The sequence below is a fragment of the Nostoc sp. KVJ3 genome, assembly GCF_026127265.1.
GTDB lineage: Bacteria > Cyanobacteriota > Cyanobacteriia > Cyanobacteriales > Nostocaceae > Nostoc.
In genome coordinates, this window is the sequence record NZ_WWFG01000001.1 from 1,228,880 (window position 1) to 1,248,800 (window position 19,921).

The 19,921-nt window shown below is 40.7% G+C and carries 10 protein-coding genes and 1 pseudogene; 3 read left to right on the forward strand and 8 right to left on the reverse strand.

Translation table 11 applies throughout. From position 1 onward, the window contains the following. Positions 1 to 23 precede the first annotated feature (23 nt). On the forward strand, positions 24 to 215 hold the full coding sequence (locus GTQ43_RS05065) for a hypothetical protein (RefSeq protein ID WP_265271195.1): 192 nt from the start codon (positions 24 to 26) through the stop codon (positions 213 to 215). A 90-nt stretch (positions 216 to 305) separates the two neighbouring features. Beyond that, complete coding sequence (locus GTQ43_RS05070) at positions 306 to 1,454, forward strand: AI-2E family transporter (RefSeq protein ID WP_265271197.1); 1,149 nt, start codon at positions 306 to 308, stop codon at positions 1,452 to 1,454. Between the two features lie 310 nt (positions 1,455 to 1,764). Here GTQ43_RS05070 and GTQ43_RS05075 read toward each other — a convergent pair whose 3' ends face one another. The 4 genes from GTQ43_RS05075 to GTQ43_RS05090 all read right to left on the reverse strand — a co-directional run bounded on the left by GTQ43_RS05075 (position 1,765) and on the right by GTQ43_RS05090 (position 7,484). After that, positions 1,765 to 2,883 (reverse strand): acyltransferase family protein, encoded by a 1,119-nt coding sequence (locus GTQ43_RS05075; RefSeq protein ID WP_265271199.1) that lies wholly within the window; start codon positions 2,881 to 2,883, stop codon positions 1,765 to 1,767. A 244-nt stretch (positions 2,884 to 3,127) separates the two neighbouring features. After that, on the reverse strand, positions 3,128 to 3,958 hold the full coding sequence (locus GTQ43_RS05080; RefSeq protein ID WP_265271201.1) for a DUF928 domain-containing protein: 831 nt from the start codon (positions 3,956 to 3,958) through the stop codon (positions 3,128 to 3,130). A 54-nt stretch (positions 3,959 to 4,012) separates the two neighbouring features. Then, positions 4,013 to 6,346, reverse strand: coding sequence for a CHASE2 domain-containing protein (locus GTQ43_RS05085; RefSeq protein WP_265271203.1), 2,334 nt, complete (start codon positions 6,344 to 6,346; stop codon positions 4,013 to 4,015). A gap of 181 nt (positions 6,347 to 6,527) precedes the next feature. Next, positions 6,528 to 7,484, reverse strand: a complete 957-nt coding sequence (locus GTQ43_RS05090; RefSeq protein ID WP_265271205.1) for a DUF1822 family protein — start codon at positions 7,482 to 7,484, stop codon at positions 6,528 to 6,530. A gap of 452 nt (positions 7,485 to 7,936) precedes the next feature. Here GTQ43_RS05090 and GTQ43_RS05095 point away from each other — a divergent pair, with 452 nt between their 5' ends. Beyond that, a complete protein-coding gene (locus tag GTQ43_RS05095) occupies positions 7,937 to 12,769 on the forward strand; it encodes a beta strand repeat-containing protein (protein WP_265271207.1) in 4,833 nt (1,610 codons plus the stop codon). A 236-nt stretch (positions 12,770 to 13,005) separates the two neighbouring features. Here GTQ43_RS05095 and GTQ43_RS05100 read toward each other — a convergent pair whose 3' ends face one another. From GTQ43_RS05100 to GTQ43_RS05115, 4 genes and pseudogenes are all read right to left on the reverse strand, one after another. Beyond that, on the reverse strand, positions 13,006 to 13,629 hold the full coding sequence (locus GTQ43_RS05100) for a Uma2 family endonuclease (protein WP_265271209.1): 624 nt from the start codon (positions 13,627 to 13,629) through the stop codon (positions 13,006 to 13,008). 69 nt (positions 13,630 to 13,698) lie between these two features. Then, a pseudogene (locus GTQ43_RS05105) lies at positions 13,699 to 15,425 on the reverse strand (ShlB/FhaC/HecB family hemolysin secretion/activation protein). 578 nt (positions 15,426 to 16,003) lie between these two features. Next, on the reverse strand, positions 16,004 to 16,369 hold the full coding sequence (locus GTQ43_RS05110; RefSeq protein ID WP_265271211.1) for a hypothetical protein: 366 nt from the start codon (positions 16,367 to 16,369) through the stop codon (positions 16,004 to 16,006). A 234-nt stretch (positions 16,370 to 16,603) separates the two neighbouring features. Then, positions 16,604 to 19,900, reverse strand: coding sequence for a filamentous hemagglutinin N-terminal domain-containing protein (locus GTQ43_RS05115; RefSeq protein WP_265271213.1), 3,297 nt, complete (start codon positions 19,898 to 19,900; stop codon positions 16,604 to 16,606). Positions 19,901 to 19,921: the final 21 nt, after the last annotated feature.

Consider the following 19,921-nt stretch of genomic DNA (forward strand, 5'->3'; position numbering starts at 1 on the left):
AAAAATTTTTATGGTGTACTTTTATGGAAAATCAACTAGGAATTGTTCTAAAACTGCTTTTAATCTCAGCCTTGTTATCGTTATTGATTAAGTATGCAGCACCAAGTCTATCAATTCCGGCGACAGGAACCAACGCGCTAATTATAGTATTGTTACCGATTGTGATTATAGCGATCGCGCTACTGTGGCGATTCCAAGCACAAAAACAAAGTTAACTCAAACCCTCTACGCACAAGTGACTAAAATCAGCTAACCTAGCTGAATTACAAGAAAATTGCATCTCGCCCACCGTTGGGAGTCAGCCTGTGAATCTCGGTCAATGGATCGGCTTAATCGCCATAGTTCTTTCTTTATACATCCTGTGGCAAATTCGGGAAGTGCTTTTGCTCATGTTTGCCGCAGTTGTGTTAGCCACCACCTTAAATCGGCTAGCGAAACGCTTCCAACGCTTTGGGATGAAGCGTGGATTCGCCGTTCTCCTAGCAGTAGCTATCTTTTTTGCAGGGATTGTGGGTTTTTTCTGGCTAATTGTGCCACCCTTTGCCCAGCAGTTTCAAGAACTAACGAATCAGGTTCCAAAAGGATTTGAGCGGTTTAATAATTTCCTTGACGCTTTGAGAACTCGCATTCCTAACCAGTTGGTTCCCTACATTCCAGATATCAACAGCCTCATCCAACAAGCACAGCCCTTCGTCAATCGCTTACTGGGAAATTCCTTCGCCTTTGTATCTGGCTCTTTGGAAGTTGTTCTCAAGATTTTGCTAGTGTTGGTTTTAACAGGAATGATGTTAGCCGATCCCCTTGCTTACCGCAAAGTCTTTGTGCGGCTTTTCCCTTCATTCTATCGGCGGCGGGTAGAAGGAATTTTAAATAAGTGCGAAGTTTCTTTGGAGGGATGGATTACAGGCGCTTTCATTGCCATTTGTGTAGTAGGGGTGATGAGTTTGGTTGGCTTATCAATTTTGCATGTCAAGGCAGCACTAGCTTTAGCGATTTTAGCGGGATTTTTTAACTTGATTCCCAACCTGGGCCCAACGATGAGTGTAATCCCAGCAATGGCGATCGCTTTCTTGGATGAACCTTGGAAAGCGATCGCTGTCTTGATTCTCTACTTTATAATTCAACAAGTTGAGAGCAATTTCATCACGCCTGTTGTCATGGCGCATCAAGTCTCATTGCTACCCGCCATCACCTTAATTGCTCAACTATTTTTCGTCACTTTCTTTGGCTTTTTAGGATTATTTCTAGCGCTACCCTTGACTGTTGTTGCTAAAATTTGGTTGCAAGAAGTATTGATTAAAGATGTTTTAGATGAATGGGGAAATCATCAAAAAGAGACTGAGTTGGTGATGGTTTCTGAATCTCCCGAAGGAGATGATAATTGGACAGCAGATAGTCCCGATGTTAATCGGGAGCGACCGATTGATGATGATATTTTGCAAAAAGAAGATTAATTAATCAATTCTAGGACTTACGCATTGACAGGAAAGACCAAGTATAGATGATTGGAAAAACCAATCCGTCGTAGGGGTTACTCATCTGATTTTTTTGCTAATAACACTTGTAAATCAGTGCCTTTCTAGTAAATTAAACAGCCTTGCTCTCAGCAAAGGCTGTCTTTTGTGCTTTATAAAAAAGTAAAGGTTCAAAACCTTGTCCGCAAGTAGCGCGAATAAATCCTTGTATCTTAAGGTAGGTAGAAACCCCATCCCAAGTGTCTGGCTTAGTTTAATCCCCCTGCTTCCCCTGCTCCCCCTACTCTCTTCATGCCCGTGAAAACTTTTTGCGTAGCTGTCCCAATGGAAACTCTATAAACTGGTGAATCGCATAGGCTAATCCCAAAGAAATTAATAGAGAAATTCCTCCTTGTAGAACTTTATGCAATTGGGGTAAATACATCTCAACAGCTAAGATCACAGTATTATGTACAAGATACAGCGAGTAAGATAGTACACCAATAAAGCGCATCCACTTTAAATTTAGGATTGCGAATAATCCCCAATTGGGAAAGCGAATAGCAGTAATAAAGATTGGGTATAACCCAATTCCCTGTATGGTAAAAGCAAAGGTTTGTTTAAAATCAAGTGAGCGATATATAAATGTGAAAAGAATCAAGCTTAGTCCTGCCGGCAGAAATAAATACTTCCACACTTTATTAGAATAGTGCTGTGCATCTAGCATCGGATTACCATTTACTGCCAATGCACAGCCCAATAAAATACTATCTAGCCGCGTATCTGTTCCATAATATGTACGATCAAAAGATGCTCCAAAACCATAAGTGAGAACACACCGCCAGAGTAAGACAGCTAAACATAATACCCAAAAAATTAGCATTTGTCTGCGTGAACTTACATGCCGTTGACGTAGAGTTATATAAAGCAGTGGAAAAAGGAAATAAAAGTGTTCTTCGACAGCTAGAGACCAACATACCCAACTACCGACAGTAACATTATTCTCGCTAACAAAAACGCGATAATAGTTGCCATAGTGCAGACACTGAGCTAAGAAGGGCGGTAAGTCAATTTGCCCCTGAAGTAATCCCAAGACAGTTAAGCCAGCTCCTAATCCCAGCACGAAATAAAATGGCGGCCAAATACGCAGGATTCGTCTGAGATAGAAGAGCTTAAAATCAAAAGTCTGATAGCGATCGTACTCTTGCCTAAGAAGAGTTGTTATTAAGTAGCCACTGAGAAAGAAAAATACTGTTACACCGAAGCCTGCTGGAGCAAGGTTTTTAAGTCCTGTATGGTATAGAAAAACAATTAGAAAAGCAATAGTTCTTATTCCATCAAGGGATGGTATATACAATCTTGAATGTGAATTTGCACCAGCCGAAACATCTGGATTAGTTATAGATGAAGCTGGGGAAGATTTTTCCAAGAATCTTTACTCCTTGAAGGTGCGACAGAACAGACTTAAAAGTGGATGAGATAAAGAATCCAGTAACTCATCTTATATACCGCATTTTTACAGACATATTACGTTTTTTTACCATCATTACTATACGTCATTGCTTGTAAGGAAAAAACTTTTTCTATATCATTGACAATCAATGATATAGAAAAAGTAAAACTACTGTCCTACAAAGCTTTCACCGTCAGCTTGAATGTTGCTATAAAAAAGGTTACTCCGAGATAATCGGTTCTGCTGCAATATCATCTAAGTGGACGCTGCCTAACAAATTCTGCCACTCTGCTTTTAGTGCTGCATCTTGAGGATTTTTCTGACGTAGTTGCGCGAGTATGGCCAGTGCTTCGTACCATATCCCGTTTTGGGCATAAATAGCATAACGCTTTAAAAGTTCTGTTGTTTCTAGCTCTTTGACTGCGGCTGGATTCAGTGCGACTCTTTTTATTACCCCTTCGACGTAAATCGGGGGAAAATTCTTATCTCGATCGCAGTAAATGGTGAAAAACCACCGATATTGTTTGTCTAGTGCCAAGCCAGGAGAAGTAGTAGGTAGAGACACGCTGATGACTCCTGGTTTCTCTGGTAGAGCGATCGCTTTTTTGTAAATCTCGTTAGAATCCAGATCTTGCAGCACAAATTCAACTGGATAAGGAAAATCTTTGGTATATGGCACATAGAAAAACCAACTTGGGTGTTCTAGCGTTGTCTTTCCCCAGACATTGATTGTTGAGTTAGCTTCCTCAGTAGAGGCCACTAAAGCAGTCAGGTTTAGTTTAGTAAATTCACATTTAGTCTTTCCGCGCTTCGCTCCACCCCGGACGCGACCTCCAGGAGGGGGGCCGGGTGGGATTGCGGGTTGATTAAAGGTTATGACTTTATTATGGGTTGTTTTAGCATCAGAGCGTAGGCGTAGCCTGGCGTAGGCATCGCTAAGTGAAGAACCAAGAGTTGGTTCCGCTATTGCTGGAGTCAGACTAGCAAGTAAATTGGTACAGCTAAAAATGGCTACTAAAAACAGTTTGAGCGGTTGTGAATTTGACTTCATAAAAATCCTTTGTTAAATATATAAACTTTGGAGATTTATCTCAAAAAGATCCTCTCATTGCCCACTCCCTACCCGCACTTTTGTTGTTGAATTATAAATTGACATCAAGGCAATCGTGGCTACCAGGGATAAAGCCGATGGTATAAACGGCACCCAAGCACCCGAAATTAACAGACCAAAGCAAACTACATATAAAATACCAGAGGTAAAACTGACTACCAATGCTAACCAAGGGAAGGAAAGCTTTCGCCAAGCCAAAACTCCCCCTATCAAAGACCAGCCCCAAATCCAGATAACCTCAACCCACAACGACCAAACCCGCAGCAATGGCCGCCCATCCTGGACTGCACTGAGGATCTGGCTGACCATTTGGGCTTGTACTAACACTCCAGGCATTTGCTCCTGAAAAGGAACACCATAAGGTGTAGCCCAGGTATCTTGAGAATCCCCTTTTGCTGTTACACCAATCAAAACAATCTTGTCTCTGATCGCACTGGAGTTAACCGTACTAGATAAAAATTGGGTTAGCTTCACCTGTTCGACTATTTGGTTGGGAGAGCGGTAGTTAAGTAAAATTTGACCGCCATTAGCATCAATATGGTGATAACCGCCAGTGCGAGGCTTCAGATTGGGAAAAATAGTTTTACCGAGTTGTAAATTCCCTTCAGGAGTGAACTTTGGTTGAATTCCTAAAGGTTGCAGATAACGAAAGGCTAGTTGTAGACTGAATGCAAAGCGAGCAGGACACAACGATGTCGCCTCCTGGTTCATAAACAGCAGATGCCGCCGGATAACTCCATCAGAATCGTGAATAAAGTCACTGAATCCTAAATTGGTTGTGGGGATTTCTGGTGGTGGCTTAATACCTATGATATTTGCTGTGCTATCACTCCCTTTACATACGCCCACCAAATTCTGAGTTTGTTGAAGACGAGTAATTAAATCTGGTTGTTTGGCTGGAAAATCACGGTAGATATCTAAGCCGATGGCGCGGGGTTGGTATTGATTAAGTTTTGCTAGGAGTTTGTTGAGAGATTTTTCGGAAATGGAAGCTCCAATTAAGGACTCATTATTTTGTCTTTGAACCGCCAGATCGTCATCGTCAATTGTGATTACCAGCATTCGGGGATCGGTTCTCTCTAAAGGACGCGATCGCATCATCTGGTCAAAGGCTGGAATTTCTAGATTTTCTAGCAATCCCACTAATCTTACCCCAGAAAGCAAGGCTGTAATCGCCAAACTAGATAACAAAGTTGTTGTCAATCTGCGTCTGGTAGACAAAGCTAAATTTGGTGGTTCTTGAACTTTTGTAGACCTTAATTCATCCCAAGTAGGTGGTATCTGCGCTGGATTTTGGCAAATCATTGGTAGCCAAGTCGCGCAGGGAAAGCGATCCTCAAGTCCTTGCAATCTTTCCCGGGCTTGGCGGACTGATTGATATAAAGACTCACCACCAGCAAAACCTTCGAGAAAATACTTTAAGAACTCCTTGGCAACCTGATCTGGGATTGGTTCGCGCATGATAATCATTTGAGGAATTTGCAAGTCAGCGAGTTCTCGCGCTAATCCCAATCCATCACAGGAGTTGAATATTGCTAATTGCAACCCGTTTTCAATGGCTTTTCTGAGAGCGTACTTTAATTCGCCAATAGTGAGACTATCGGTTTTATTCAGGTAAATTCGTCCGCTTTCTCCATTTTTGTTACTGGAACTGTGCCCAGCAAAGAAGAGAATATCCCAGTTTTTTCCCCAAAGCTGATCCGTTAATTCCTTGCGCGGCGGTTCTACCAGAAAGCTGACTTCTGCGTTATTACACTTTTGCAGCAAAGCTTGATCGGCCTGGGTGTCAATTCCCTGACTATTGCCCACAATTGCTAAAATGTTGACTAATTTATTTAAAGGGCGTGGCTTGGGAATGCGATCGTAGGATGGTGAAGAAAGAGCGATTTCCGCCTTGGGATAACGTTCTAACAAATCCCATAGATGCCAGGGTAATAGCTGCAATTGACTATTTTCTGTTTGCAAAATCACCCGCACTTCTTCTGTGGATGACAATCTTTCTAACCATTTTTCCCTCAAAGGGCGAAACTCTTCTGCTCGCAGCCAGGTATTAAAGCGGGCTCGTAAAATATGGGAAGTGTTTTCGCAGTCTTGAACCATTGATACATTCGTCACCTGCATTTTGTCAGCATGGAGGCGATAACGGCTGCCTATCTGTCGGTAACTAGACTGCCAATGACTGTAATAGAGCGGCATTTCGGGGAATGAAGGCAGCCTCCCTGTAATTTCTGTTGCAGCCCGTTCGTGTTCTTCACCAATTTGGAGGGTGACAGCAAACCCTTGCTCAAAACTACCCTCTCCGAATTTCAGAACCACTAACTTACCCATGACCGTCACTATCTCCCTGTGCAAAATCATGCCCTGTTCTAATGTCTCATAACAATCTCCACAAGCTTTTACAGACTTTTTGCAAAATCCCCAAAAGTTGGATGAATTTTTAATTTTTAATTTTTAATTAACCAATTACCACTTAATAAATTACCGACAAAGAGGAAGATAGCTAGGTATTTCAAATCCGAAAATGTTCGGTAATGCTGGTATCATTAATGGCTACCCTAACGCTAAATTGCTCTGTAGGTTCACCGCGAAACTGCAATTGAATGTAGTTATCTAATTTTCTTGATTGAGCATCTAAAAATACTGCTCCTGAACTATCTAGAACGGTAAGATGAACTCCGGGTGGTAAGTAGATTTGATTCCCAGTGGCGTGCAGTTGAAGATGAATACTGGTTTGTCGATCCTTTTCTGGGCTGATTTCCACAATCAACATAACGGGTTGGTTGAGAATTTGGATACCCAAATCAATCAGTTTTGCCCGTTTGGTAATTGATTCTGGTTGGTCAAGGACGTTGAGTTCTAAAGTTTTAGGACTCCGAAAGGCATAAGCGGGTCTAAGTTCGGGTACGCTCCATAGGGATTCAATAGTCTGCCAACCTGTTTCAAATATACCAGCAAACCACTGACTTAAATTCACTTGGGATTGGCGCAGTTGAGCCAGGTGATCGATAAAGGCTTCCAATGGTTGCAGTTTTTCTAAAGGCAGTGTTTCAGTTGTGACACTAGGGATAAAACCAAGCAGCTTGGCTTCTTGGAGTGATTCATCAAATTGAACTACTAAATAACCCACTCGTTCTTCCCAGGTTTCTGGAGGAATGGCACATATTTGTTGATGCAAATGGACGGGGCGACACTCCAAACGACCAACTGATGGCACTTCTAAGTCGGCGACATTTCCACTAAAACGCATGATAGGGTTCCAACTATCACTAGCTTGGAGGTTAGTAGGAATATCCATCATTTCCAAGTAGTCATTTACCACCCATACAGCTAGCGTATTCAGCCGAACTTGCTCTGCTTTTTCAGAATTTGGCTGTTGGTTAGCAAATTCCTGGGCAGTTCTGCGAGCTGATTGGGAAATCGGCAATTTTAAAACGAAATCGTCTAGCCTATAGGTGGAGTTATTCATAAATCAGTCCCTAGTAATCAATGCTGCTATGTACATATCATCAGCATTCACTAAATTTATGCCACAAAATAGAGAATGATTATTAGAAAAATATAATTAATGGTTGGGAATTGGGGAGAAGGCGATGCCTTCGCTCTACGCCCTAATTTATATTTATATTCTGCAACGCCTACTTTTAGATAATAGACATAGGAGTGAAAAAGAATGTAGAGACGCGATATATCGCGTCTCTACAAGGGTTCTGCATCACGCATATTTAATTTCACCAGATGTCTAATGTATTGGCAGTGCGATCGCACCGATGCGATCGTTCGGGGATACACTAGCTGTATGGTTATACGGAGGTCATCGCCTCATTGCAGAAAACTGCATAATTAATGAATATTTGCTGATTTGTGATTTAAAGGTGCAGTTCTATTAGATACTCAAATAATCAAGATGAATAGCACCCTATGACAATCAAATACGCATTACACAGTTGTTTGCACTTTGGACTGGCAGGGTTGGTAAGCTACTTAAGTGCAAATCTCTTCACTGCTAAAATTCAGGCACAGCAAAGTAATATCGTACCCGATAAAACACTTGGGGTTGAATCCTCGCAAGTTATAGGTAACTATCAGGGACAACCCATAGAAGTAATTACAGGTGGTGCAACTCGCCAAATTAATCTTTTTCACAGCTTTCAAGAATTTAATATCAGCAAGGGACGTGGGGCTTATTTCTTCAGTCCTAGCGCAGAGATCCAGAATATTTTGGCACGGGTGACAGGTAATAACCCTTCGGAAATTTTGGGGAGACTAGGGACATTTGGTAATTCTAGCCCAAATTTATTTTTGATAAATCCTAACGGGATTGTCTTTGGGAAAAATGCCAGTTTAGATGTACAAGGTTCATTTGTGGGGACGACTGCAAACGGAGTCCAGTTTGGCAATCAGGGAAATTTTAGTGCGACAAATCCCCAAGCAGCACCATTGTTGACTGTGAATCCTTCGGCGTTGTTATTTAATCAGATTAATCAAAGTGGGGGAATAATCAACCAATCCCAAGCACCCGCAGGAGTAAACCCAATTGGAGTGAATGTTACAGGCTTAAGAGTACCTAATGGGCAAAGCTTGCTATTAGTTGGTGGTAATATCAACTTAGATGGGGGTGGGCTGGTAGCTAACGGTGGCAGAGTCGAGGTAGCTGGTTTAGCTGCACCAGGAAATGTGGGACTAAATGCGACAAGAAATGCATTAAGTTTGAATGTTCCCAATGATGTGCAGCTAGCTGATGTCTCTGTCTCAAATCAAGCATTTATTAGTGTTTTTGGTGCAGGTGGGGGAGATATTGCCATTAATGCCCGTAATTTTGAGATGTCTAATTCATTTCTTTATGCTGGTATCGGTAGGGGTTTAGGGAATAGCAATACCCAGGCTGGTGATATTAAGTTAAGTGCAACGGGAGCGATTTCCCTGAAAAACTCCTATGTAGAGAACAGTACTTTTGGGATAGGAAATGCCGGCAATATATTTATCCAAACACCTGATGCAGTCTCTCTTGAATACAGTTCTGTTTTTAGCAACATAGAAGCTGGGGGAATAGGTAAGGGTGGAGATATTAACATTACATCTGGCTCCCTTTCTCTAAAAAATAAATCACAACTGCAAACTTTTATCCGTGGAGCAGATACTAATCTAAATCGACCTGCTGGGCGTGGAGATGCAGGTAATGTCAATATAGATGTGGATGGTGCTGTGAATATTACAGGGACAATAAATGGATCTCGTAGTATTATTTACAGTGCTGTGTCTCCGGGAAGCACGGGGAATGGCGGTAACATCAGCATTAAATCTGGCTCATTGCTACTAAACGATCTTGCTACGCTTGCGACTAGTACGGCTGGAACTGGTAATGCAGGTAATATTTTTATTGAAGCATCTGATTCTGTTTCTCTTGTCAATGGTGTGATGTCTAGTAGTATAGGTGCTGGCGCTGTTGGTAAAGGTGGCAATATCAACATTACTGCTGGATCACTTTCTTTAGCTGATAATTCTCAGTTGTTAGCAAATATTGAAGATGCAGCAAATAATCTTCCTGGGGGACGCGGAAATGGAGGAAATGTCAATATCAATGTTCGAGGTAATGTCACCTTTGCTAACGCCACACCTGGAATTATCAATGGAATTCAGGCTAACGTAGGCAAAGGAGCCGTAGGTAATGGCGGTAAGGTTGCTATTAATGCAGACTCCTTAGAAATTAAAAATAGTTCATCAATCGAAGCTAGAACCTATGGAAAAGGTGACTCTGATAGCATTATTATTAATGCCCGCGATATTAGCTTGGACAGTAAAGATGAAAATACTTTTTTTAGTAATATTAATAACGGCGTAAGCTTTAGTGGCGAAGGGAATGCAGGTGATATTCAAATAACAACTGATACCTTTAAATTAACTAATGGAGCTTATATTATTAGTGACAGTGTTGGTAAAGGAAATGCAGGAAATATAACTGTAGATGCTCATGATGCAATTAATTTGGATGGTTTTGGAACTCGCAAGTTTAATGGTAGTGTCTTCGATTCATCAACTGGGTTAAAAAGCCAGTTATTAACTGGTGGTATGGGTAGAGGAGGAGATATTCAGGTGACAACAGGATCACTCTCTGTCACCAATGGCGCACAAATAATTAACGGTACAGATGGACATGGTAATGCAGGTAACATAACTATCAATGCCCGCGATAATGTCACCTTTGCAGGTTTTGTAAGTCAAGAGCCACTATTAAATAGTCAAGTATCTAGCACTGTGGGTTCTAATGCTTTTGGTAATGGTGGTAATATTCACATTACCGCAGGTACACTGCTATTTCAAAATGGTGGTTTGATTCAAGGAATTAGCAGTGGGCAAGGTAATGCAGGTAATATTTTTCTTGATGCGAAAAACACTATTACTTTTGAGGGTATAGCTAGCAGTGGTTTAGCAAGCAATGCAAGCACTTCTGCATATAAAAATGGCAATGCAGGAAATATCCAGGTGAAAACTGGTTCGCTATTCTTAACAAATGGCGGTCAAATATCAACTGCCATACTGGGAAAAGGCAATGCTGGCAATATCACGATTGATGCCCGCGATGCTGTGAAAATAGATGGTGCCATAGGTACTGGTTTGACAACTATTTTATTATTTAGCGGTGAAGGTAAAGGTGGAGATATTCAAATCAAAACTGGGTCACTTTCTGTAAGTAATGGAGGACAAGTATCGAGCGGGACTTTTGGTGTAGGTGATGCAGGAAATATTCTAATTAATACAACTGACGATATTAGCATCACGAATAGCTCTACAGTGGGCGCATTGACTGCTGGGCGGGGGAACGCCGGAAATATTTCAGTTACTGCTGGCGGTGTTATTTCCCTTGATGGTCTTGGTAGCGGTATAAGTACTCAAGTATTTAATGGGAATTCTGGATTAGTTACTGAAGGCAAAGGCGGCAACATTGATATTAATGCCCGTGCTTTGTCTATAAGCAATGGCGCGGCATTCATTTCCAGTACTTATACCAAGGGTGATGCTGGGAATATTGCAATTAATACAACTGATGATATCAGCATCAAAAATGGCTCTCAAATAGAAGCAGCTACTTATGGACAAGGAAATGCAGGTAATGTCAAAGTGATTGCTGGTGGTGCTGTTTCCCTTGATGGTTTTGCTTCTAATGGTTTGGTTAGCGCGATCGCTACGCAAGTAGGTACAACTGGTATAGGTAAAGCTGGAGATATTAATTTAAATGCCCACTCGTTATCTCTGAGCAATGGTGCGGTATTATCTTCCAGTACTTTTGGCAATGGCAATGCAGGAAATATCGCAATTGATACAAATGATATTTTTCTTGCAAATAACAGCTTTATCAACAGTACTGTGGCTGTAGGGGGTATAGGTAAAGGTGGTGATATTTATGTCAACACCAAAACTTTGGCTTTAGAAAGTGGTTCACAAATTGGCACATCTATTTTTAGACAATTTGGAAATTTTTCTGGTGGCAGAGGAAAAGCTGGCGACATTCATATCAATGCTTCTGATTTTGTGACACTATCAGGTAGTGGCTTATTAGGCTTTTCCAGTGGTTTATTTACCTTAACTGATAGAGGAGCATCCGGCGATGCTGGTAACATTACAGTTACTACAGATAACTTTCAAGTCGCAGACGGTGCAATAGTCAATGCCAGCACTTTTAATAACAGTCAAAGCGGTGATATCACAATTAATGCCAACACTTTTAAAGCTCTTAACGGCGGACAAGTAATTACAAATACTCGTGGTGCTGGAAATGCGGGTAATATCAGACTCAATGTTAAAGATAATATCACTATTGCTGGTAGCGATCCAAATTTTGCTCAACGACTCACACGCACTGCTGAAGGCATCAAAAACACTGGCTCAACAGACAGAGTAACCGATGTTATCACTAATGAAGGAGCCGTAAGCGGAATCTTTGCTAACACAACTGTTGGCTCTACTGGACAGGGAGGCAGTATATTTATTGACCCTCCTAATATTACCCTTAGAGATGCTGCAAAAGTATCAGTAAATAGTGAAGGTACTGGCAATGCAGGTAATATCACGATAGAAGCAGGAACTTTAACAATTGACAATAAAGCTGCAATTTCTGCTCAAACTGCTAGCAGTGAAGGAGGAAACATTAACCTCATCGCCCAAAATTATTTACTCCTACGTAATGGTAGCCAAATTTCTACTACCGCAGGGACAGCCCAAGCCGGAGGTGATGGTGGTAACATCAATATAGATGCTAAATTCATCATCGCTATCCCTAACGAAAATAGCGACATTAGCGCTAACGCCTTTGAAGGGCGCGGTGGAAATATCCGAATTGACTCGCAAGGTATATTTGGTATCGAAGCACGGACAAAACCAACGGAAAAAAGCGATATTACTGCGAGTTCTGAATTAGGGGTTGCAGGTGTGATTAGTGTTAATGTACCGGATACCAGTTCCATTCAAAATAGCTTTACCGAATTATCTCCAGTCATCGACACCAATACACTTATTGCCAATAGTTGCATTGCACGCGGTACTAAACGACAAGAAAACTCTTTTACCATCACAGGTTCTGGTGCTTTGACTCCCAATCGTCCTGGGGTTTTGGTTTCTACCTATACAACTGGTGAGGTTAGAGGTGTTGAAACTACGTCTCGTCCTTGGAAAAAAGGCGACCCAATTATTGAACCACAAGGGCTATATCGGCTGAATAATGGACAGATGTTATTGAGTCGAGAATGTTCAAATTGATCGAGACTTAAGTAAGTCAGTACAAATAAACCTAACTATGTAACAGAATGAAAAAGCTACAAAACCTTTGCGTTCGCGAAGCGGCGAGACGCTTTGTCTGCGGTTAAATAAATTACTTTTAAACCGCAGAGGCGCAGAGAACGCAGAGAGAAAAAAGAAATTTTTCGAGTCACCTTGAAAGGGCTAGTTTTATTATTTTTTCAGGCAATCTAAATATGATTTCTATATAGTGATTTTTACAAATCAAAAACTTGTTGTGCGGTTAGGTTAAGTTTCGGAAAAGTGGGGGAGACAATTAAATCATTCCCCCTGAATAATCTCTTGACATATTCTCCATCAATTAGTTCACACACAAAAAAAGCAGGTTGTTTAGGGTTGCCAATAAAATCGCGTCCTCCCAACCCGGCATAATCTACAATCCAGTATTCGGGAATACCCATTTCTTCATAGTCGCCGAACTTGTCATAGTAATCATCACGCCAATTGATACTAACAACTTCTACTATTAATTTGACTGAAGTTGCATTTTGAATAACTGATTCGGTTGACCAACGTGTTTCACTACCAATAGTTTCTTGATTAAGAACAATGATATCCGGTTCGTAACCTGACTGATTGCTATTAGGTTTAACTATCGATTCTCTAGGTATAAACCAAATATCACCTTTGGCTATCTCTCTAATATTTATAAATAGTTTTTCAATCAGGTAGCCTGTTAATTGGGAATGCTTGCCTCTGGGTTTAGGCATCTCAACAATTACCCCATGATGTAATTCATAGCGCCGTTCTGAGTTCTCTGGATACCATTCGATAAATTCATCGAAAGTAAATGTTTTTGCTTCGGCTTGGATTTGACTCATCAGGTTTAATGAAAGAGCATTTCAATTTTACCAATATATAAAGAAATATTAGCGCTGATTGACTTAATATCAAAATGGCTGATAACGGATTGAAAAATTAAAGCCATTATCTTGTAGTGAAGTACCGCGATCGCTAGTATCCACAAATGGTATACCATAATCTGCACGCAATACCAAACCGTTAATAGGTTGCCAGTTTACACCTAAACCCAGGCTAGCAATAGTTTGGGGGTCGAAGTTGCTACCGCGATTGTTCCAAACTGTCCCAATATCAAAAAAGGGTATTAGCTGTAAAGTTTCCACATTCGATGCTAGGGGAATACGAACTTCTACACCTCCAACTACCCCATTATCAGCAACAAGTTCATTTTGACGATAGCCGCGCACTGTATCCACTCCCCAATACTAATTTTTTCTAGCGACAGTAAGGAATCAGGAGTAAGTTGAGTGTTAACTTTAGCCAGCATCAAAATGCGGGGAGATAGGCGTTGTACCCATTGAAATTGTCCCACCCAGGAGAAAAAACGCCCATCAGTACCACTATTGTTGACGGTTGCATCAATTGCATCGATGCCAAAACTAAATTGCGATCGCGCCGCTAAAACACTGTTAGCATTACGTTGTAACCAATCTTGAGAAAAACGGATTACCGTAACTCTGGATTTCCCATCTTCAGGCCCTTCAGTAAAGGAGAAGGGAATATCATTGAGGATGAAAGTTTGACTGCGCCGTAAATCAAATGCTAAACCTAAAGCAAATTCGTTGTTTGGTGTGTGAGTTAGGGGTTGACGGACGTTAAAAGAAAGGGTTTCCGCTTCGCTACGGATATTTAAATCACGAAATTTGCTTTCAATAATCCGGCTATCACTATTACTGTAGCGGACACCAATGGTTCCATCTAGGGCGTTAAAGGGGATAGAATAATTGATATCGTAAATGTTTAAACCTTCACTAGCGGCATATTCAGCACTGAATTTATCCCCAAACCCTAATAAATTATCGTGGGCAATAAATACAGTCCCTTGTTCTGAACCAACGCTAGGTGATTGGTCATTTGCAAATATTACCCCAGCGTGGAATGCTGGCGCTTCGGTAATTGTTACCTGTAAAATATTGTTACCTGGGGTGCTACCTGCGGTTAACTCGGCATTGACTCGTTTAATGGCAGGGTCAAGTTGTAATAATTGCAACGCTTCTTCGAGATGTTTTTGATTTAAAGGCTTACCTGCCAAGCGTGCAATCCGGGAACGCACATAAGCAGTTTGCAATCTTTTTAACCCTAAGATGGAAATTCCTTCAAGTTCGCCTTCCACAACTTGGATTTGCACAACACCGCTAGCAATATCTTGATTGTTGGGAATAAATGCACCACTGGTAACATAGCCATTATCAACGTAGAGTTTGGTGATTTGCGATCGCAGTTGCAATAATTGCTCAAATGTGATCTTTGTATTTTCTAATGGTTGTTTTAACTTGATGATTTCATCTTTTAAAACAGAATAGCCTGTAACTTGAATTTCTTTGACAAAAAAACTTTCGCCGCTAGGAAAGGTGGTATTAGGTAGATTTTCCGGTTGGGGTGATGGGAGTATAGGAACAGTTGGTGCTGGTGGAGTGGGAGGAATATTTGGTGATGGTGATGGTTGAGGAATGGTTTCTTCCACTTTTCCCGGAATATTGGGGGGAATTGTGATTCCAGATGGGGGTGTCGATTGGGCAAATGCTGCAAGTTGAGTGATGCTGATGCAAGAAAATAAGATGAAAAAAAGCTGTTGAAACCGGAGGTAGAAACCCATTGTTTATATTATGGTTTGTAAAAATTGTCAAATATATTGTCTAAGTTTTTGCAAGTTGTTATCAGGTATCTAAGAGGCTAAAATACTCGTATATCGGACTTGTATTTACAGCTATTTTCAGGTAGATATACCACGCGGTAGGGGCACAGCATTGCTCATAGGTCGTCAACTTAAGCTAGGAATAGCTTAACTGTTGGCTTCATCACCCACCTTGAACTAAAGTTTTTTGGCTTTTAGCTAAAGTCTACTGAAGTAGACTAAAGATTTTTGGGTATTTAGTCATCTTTAGATGACTTTTGCTATTAGCAAGGAACTGAAGTTCCCTGCGGGACATCATTTTTGCGTTAAGTTGACACCAATGAGCATTGCTGTACCCTGACGACAGATGTAGTTCAAATACATAAAAACTACTGTAAGTAATCAAGCAGACATGATGTTAGCAGAACCTCTAAAATTGTGTTTTTAGACTATAGCTGAGAACACAATATAATTATTTAATTAAAATACCATAATAGTTCTCTTGATGATTGCACTTAACTGCAATCATCAAAGACCGATTTAGAAATCTTCAATTAAGATTATTGATAGTCGCCTCCATGACCATAAAAAGTTATTCCATAGGTGCTGCAAAGATTAGCCTGATGCATGAGATCATAAGTACCATCGCTATAAATGGCTTTTACATCATACATACATTGATTGCTATTATTGCTAAATGTAATTGTGTCAAATGAACCACCAACAATATCTGAATCAAGAATATTACTACCCCAATATTTAGACTTTGCTGATGATACATACAGTTGAGTTATTTCTAACTCATTGTTGTTGTAAACTAAGAAGTCGCGTTTATCAAATGCAAAAGCATTTTGGCTAGTTAATGGTACTATTGGTAAAGCCAAAGTTGTTGCTAAAAGTGTATTGCCAAATAATTTGGTAAGCATAATAAACCTCTCAATCTGAGTAAATAAAAATTACAAAATTTTCCTCAGAAACGGTTAAGAAAGTTGTTTTTTGATTGATTAACCGTTTCTTTAATACTCAGATTAGGGGAAACAACTAGAGAATGCATTCACCTTTTATGCATATATAGATGCAGAGTTTGGATGGTGCGATCGCATGATGGTGCGTGCTATTGTACAGAAAACTGCAACGCCAGATTTTTCCAAGATGTGAATTTATATTGCTGAACAACTTCGACTCAAGATCAATTGCCCATTGGGTAATCGATACAATCCTTGCGGTTCAATAATTGGGTCGCCTTTTTTCCAAGGACGCGATATAGTTTTGATACCTCTCACTTCCCCAGTCGGGTAGGTAGAAACCAAAACCCCAGGACGATTAGTAGGCAAAGCACCAGAACCTGTAATAGTAAAAGAGTTTTCTTGTCGCTTAGTGCCACGTGAAATGCAGCTATTGGCAATAAGTGCGTTGGTATCGATGGCGTTCTGTGATAATTCGGTAAAGCTGTTTTGGATAGAACTGTTATCGGGTGTATTTATATTTGTTACACCCGCAATTCCTAATTCTGAACTTGCAGTAATATCACTTTTCTCTGTTGGTTTTGTCCGTGCTTCGATACCGAAGATACCTTGGGAGTTGATTTCGATATTTCCACCTGTTCCTGTAAAGGCATTAGCACTGATATCGCTGTTTTCGTTAGGAATTGCAACGATAAATTTTGAGTTGATATTAATGTTACCGCCATTACCACCTAGTTTTTCTGTTCCGGCGTTGGTAGAAATTTGGCTATCATTGCGTAGCAGCAAGTATCGAGCAAGGTTTAAGTTGATATTACCACCATCAGTTGAGGCTGCTTGAGCCGTTATTTGACTTTTATTGAGACCTAAAGTGTCAGCTTTGATGTTAATATCACCTGCAATCCCTTCACCTAAACTACTAGAACTGATTGTTACACCATCTCTTATAAAAATATTTCCCGCTTGAATATTAATATCCCCACCACGTCCAATTGCACCAGCACCAAGTTTGGTATTTATAAAACTATTCCCAGATATTGTTAGTGCATCACTCACATTAATATTTACAGTACCGCCAATACCTTTACCAAAGTTGCTGGCAATTACTCCAGCCCCATTGTTAAAAAACAATGACCCAGCCGTAAGAGTGATTTTTCCACCATTCCCCTGTCCTCTATTGCTAGTAGTTACTCCAGCGCCATTGGTGAAAAAAACCAATGGCGCAGAGATTTGGATATCGCCACCATTGCCCACTGCCCCTGATTCTACATTGGTGAATATCCCACTGTTTGTACCTATAAAAGAAATGCTTTCCTGAGCTTTGACAGATACAAGTCCCGCATTTCCCTCACCTCCGGGATAGAAACCCGCTTGCAGTTGCGCCCTATCAGTTAAGGAAATTGTTCTCGCAGAGAGATCAATATCACCAACATTTCCCTTAACTAGCTGTCCTTGAGGACTACCAATATTGCTTTCAACCAAACTATTATTATTGAGGGAGATATTGTCTTGTGCTTTTACTTGTATATTACCTGCATTTCCCTGTCCGATATTGCTGGTAGTTATTACAGCATTATTGAGTAAGAATGACCCAGATGTAATAGTGATTTTTCCACCATTCCCCTGTCCCGCATTGCTGGTAGTTACTGCTGCGCCATTAGTAAAAAAAACCAATGGCGCAGAGATTTGAATATCGCTACCATTGCCCACCGCCCCTGATTCTACATTGGTGAATATCCCACTGTTTGCACCTGTAAAAGAAATGCTTTCTTGAGCTTTGACAGACACGAGTCCCGCATTTCCCTGACCCCCGGAATAGAAACCTGCTTGCAGTTGGGCTCCATCAGTTAAAGAAACTGTTCTCGCCAAGAGTGAGATATTACCAACATTGCCCTTAGCCGTCTGTCTTTCAGGACTGCCAATATTGCTGAGAATAAAACTTTTATTGGCAGAGATATTATCTTGAGCCTCTAACAGTATGTTACCTGCATTCCCCTGTCCAGAATTTGAGGCTTTAACTATAGTGCCACCAGTAAAGAATAGAGAACTACCTTTGATATTGATATCTCCACTATTGCCTACGCCTTTTGTTTCCACATTATTAAAGATGGCAGCACTTGCAAGGGAAACAGCATTTTTTGCACGCACTGTTACATTCCCTACATTCCCAATTCCAAAAATTGAGGCAGAAAGTAAAGCACCATCAGTAAGTGAGAGTGAAGCAGCACTGATGTCGATGTTGCCACCATTACCCATACTTCCCTCTGCCACTGTGCTGAAAATGGCAGCATTTGCAAGGGAAACAGCATTTTTTGCACGCACTGTCACATTCCCTGCATTCCCAATTCCAAAAATTGAGGCAGAAAGTAAAGCGCCATCTTGTAATGAGAATGAACCAGAATCTATAGTAATGTTACCCCCATTGCCTTTTGCTCCTGGGAGTACAAAATTTCCAATTGCACTTCTATAACCTGCAACTTTGATGTCTCCCGTAGCATTAAGGGTAATATCTCCTGCAAGAGTTTCAGGTTTCTCTAAACCCGCCCCAATACCAGCAGCAAGGATACTACCGCCTAATATCTCTAAATTTCGAGCATTGATTGCAATATTACCGCTACCAGCACCTTGCACATATAGGGACGCTTGATTAGTAAGGGATACATCCGCTAAGGTCACATTTTCAGGGAACTTCAAGTTAAGATTATTGCCATTTAAACCCAGGGCTACAGTTCCTGCTTCTGCTAACCCTCCTAAGTCAATCTTCCCATCAGGAGCAAATAACATTCCCCCATCTAGATTGATGCTACCGCCGACTAAAGCCAAGCTTCTAGCAAGAGGAACTATTAAACTACCGTTATTTTGAATTGCGGCATTTTTATTAATTTGATTAAATAACAATGCCGAAGGATTAATAGTTAATAAGGGTAGTGCTTCTGGATTTGTCGCGCTAAAAACCCCCTGATTCCTAAACTGAATCCCGTTTGCTGTTGTCGCCACGAAGGAAGCTGGTACATACAAACTGGCATTTTTTCCAAATACAATCCCATTGGGATTTATTAAAAATAAATTAGGATTGGATGTAACACCAGCAGCATTGGAAATACCAAGAATACCAAAAATATCTGAGCGATTCTGACCTGTAACGCGAGCTAGAATATTTTGGATATTGTTGCTAGGGTTGACAAAATAAACATCTCGACCTTGGCCAACATTAAACTCTTGAAAGCTATGAAATAAGTTGGTTTGGCGAATTGCTCCACGATTAATTACATCAATTGGTAAACCAAAACTATCAAAAGATACAACAACAGAACTTTCAGTGCCAAGACTATTGTCGGGGATGATTTTACTCTGAGCAAAGACAGGTTTTTCAAAAAATGCGATATCTATGATAAGCTCCGCTAACGCAGTGAAGCATCCGAGCAATGCCACTACCTTTAAAGACCAAATCAAACTATCTTTCCAGTATATTTGAAAGTCTTTGGTTGATTTCATTTTTAATATTTGGAGGGTATT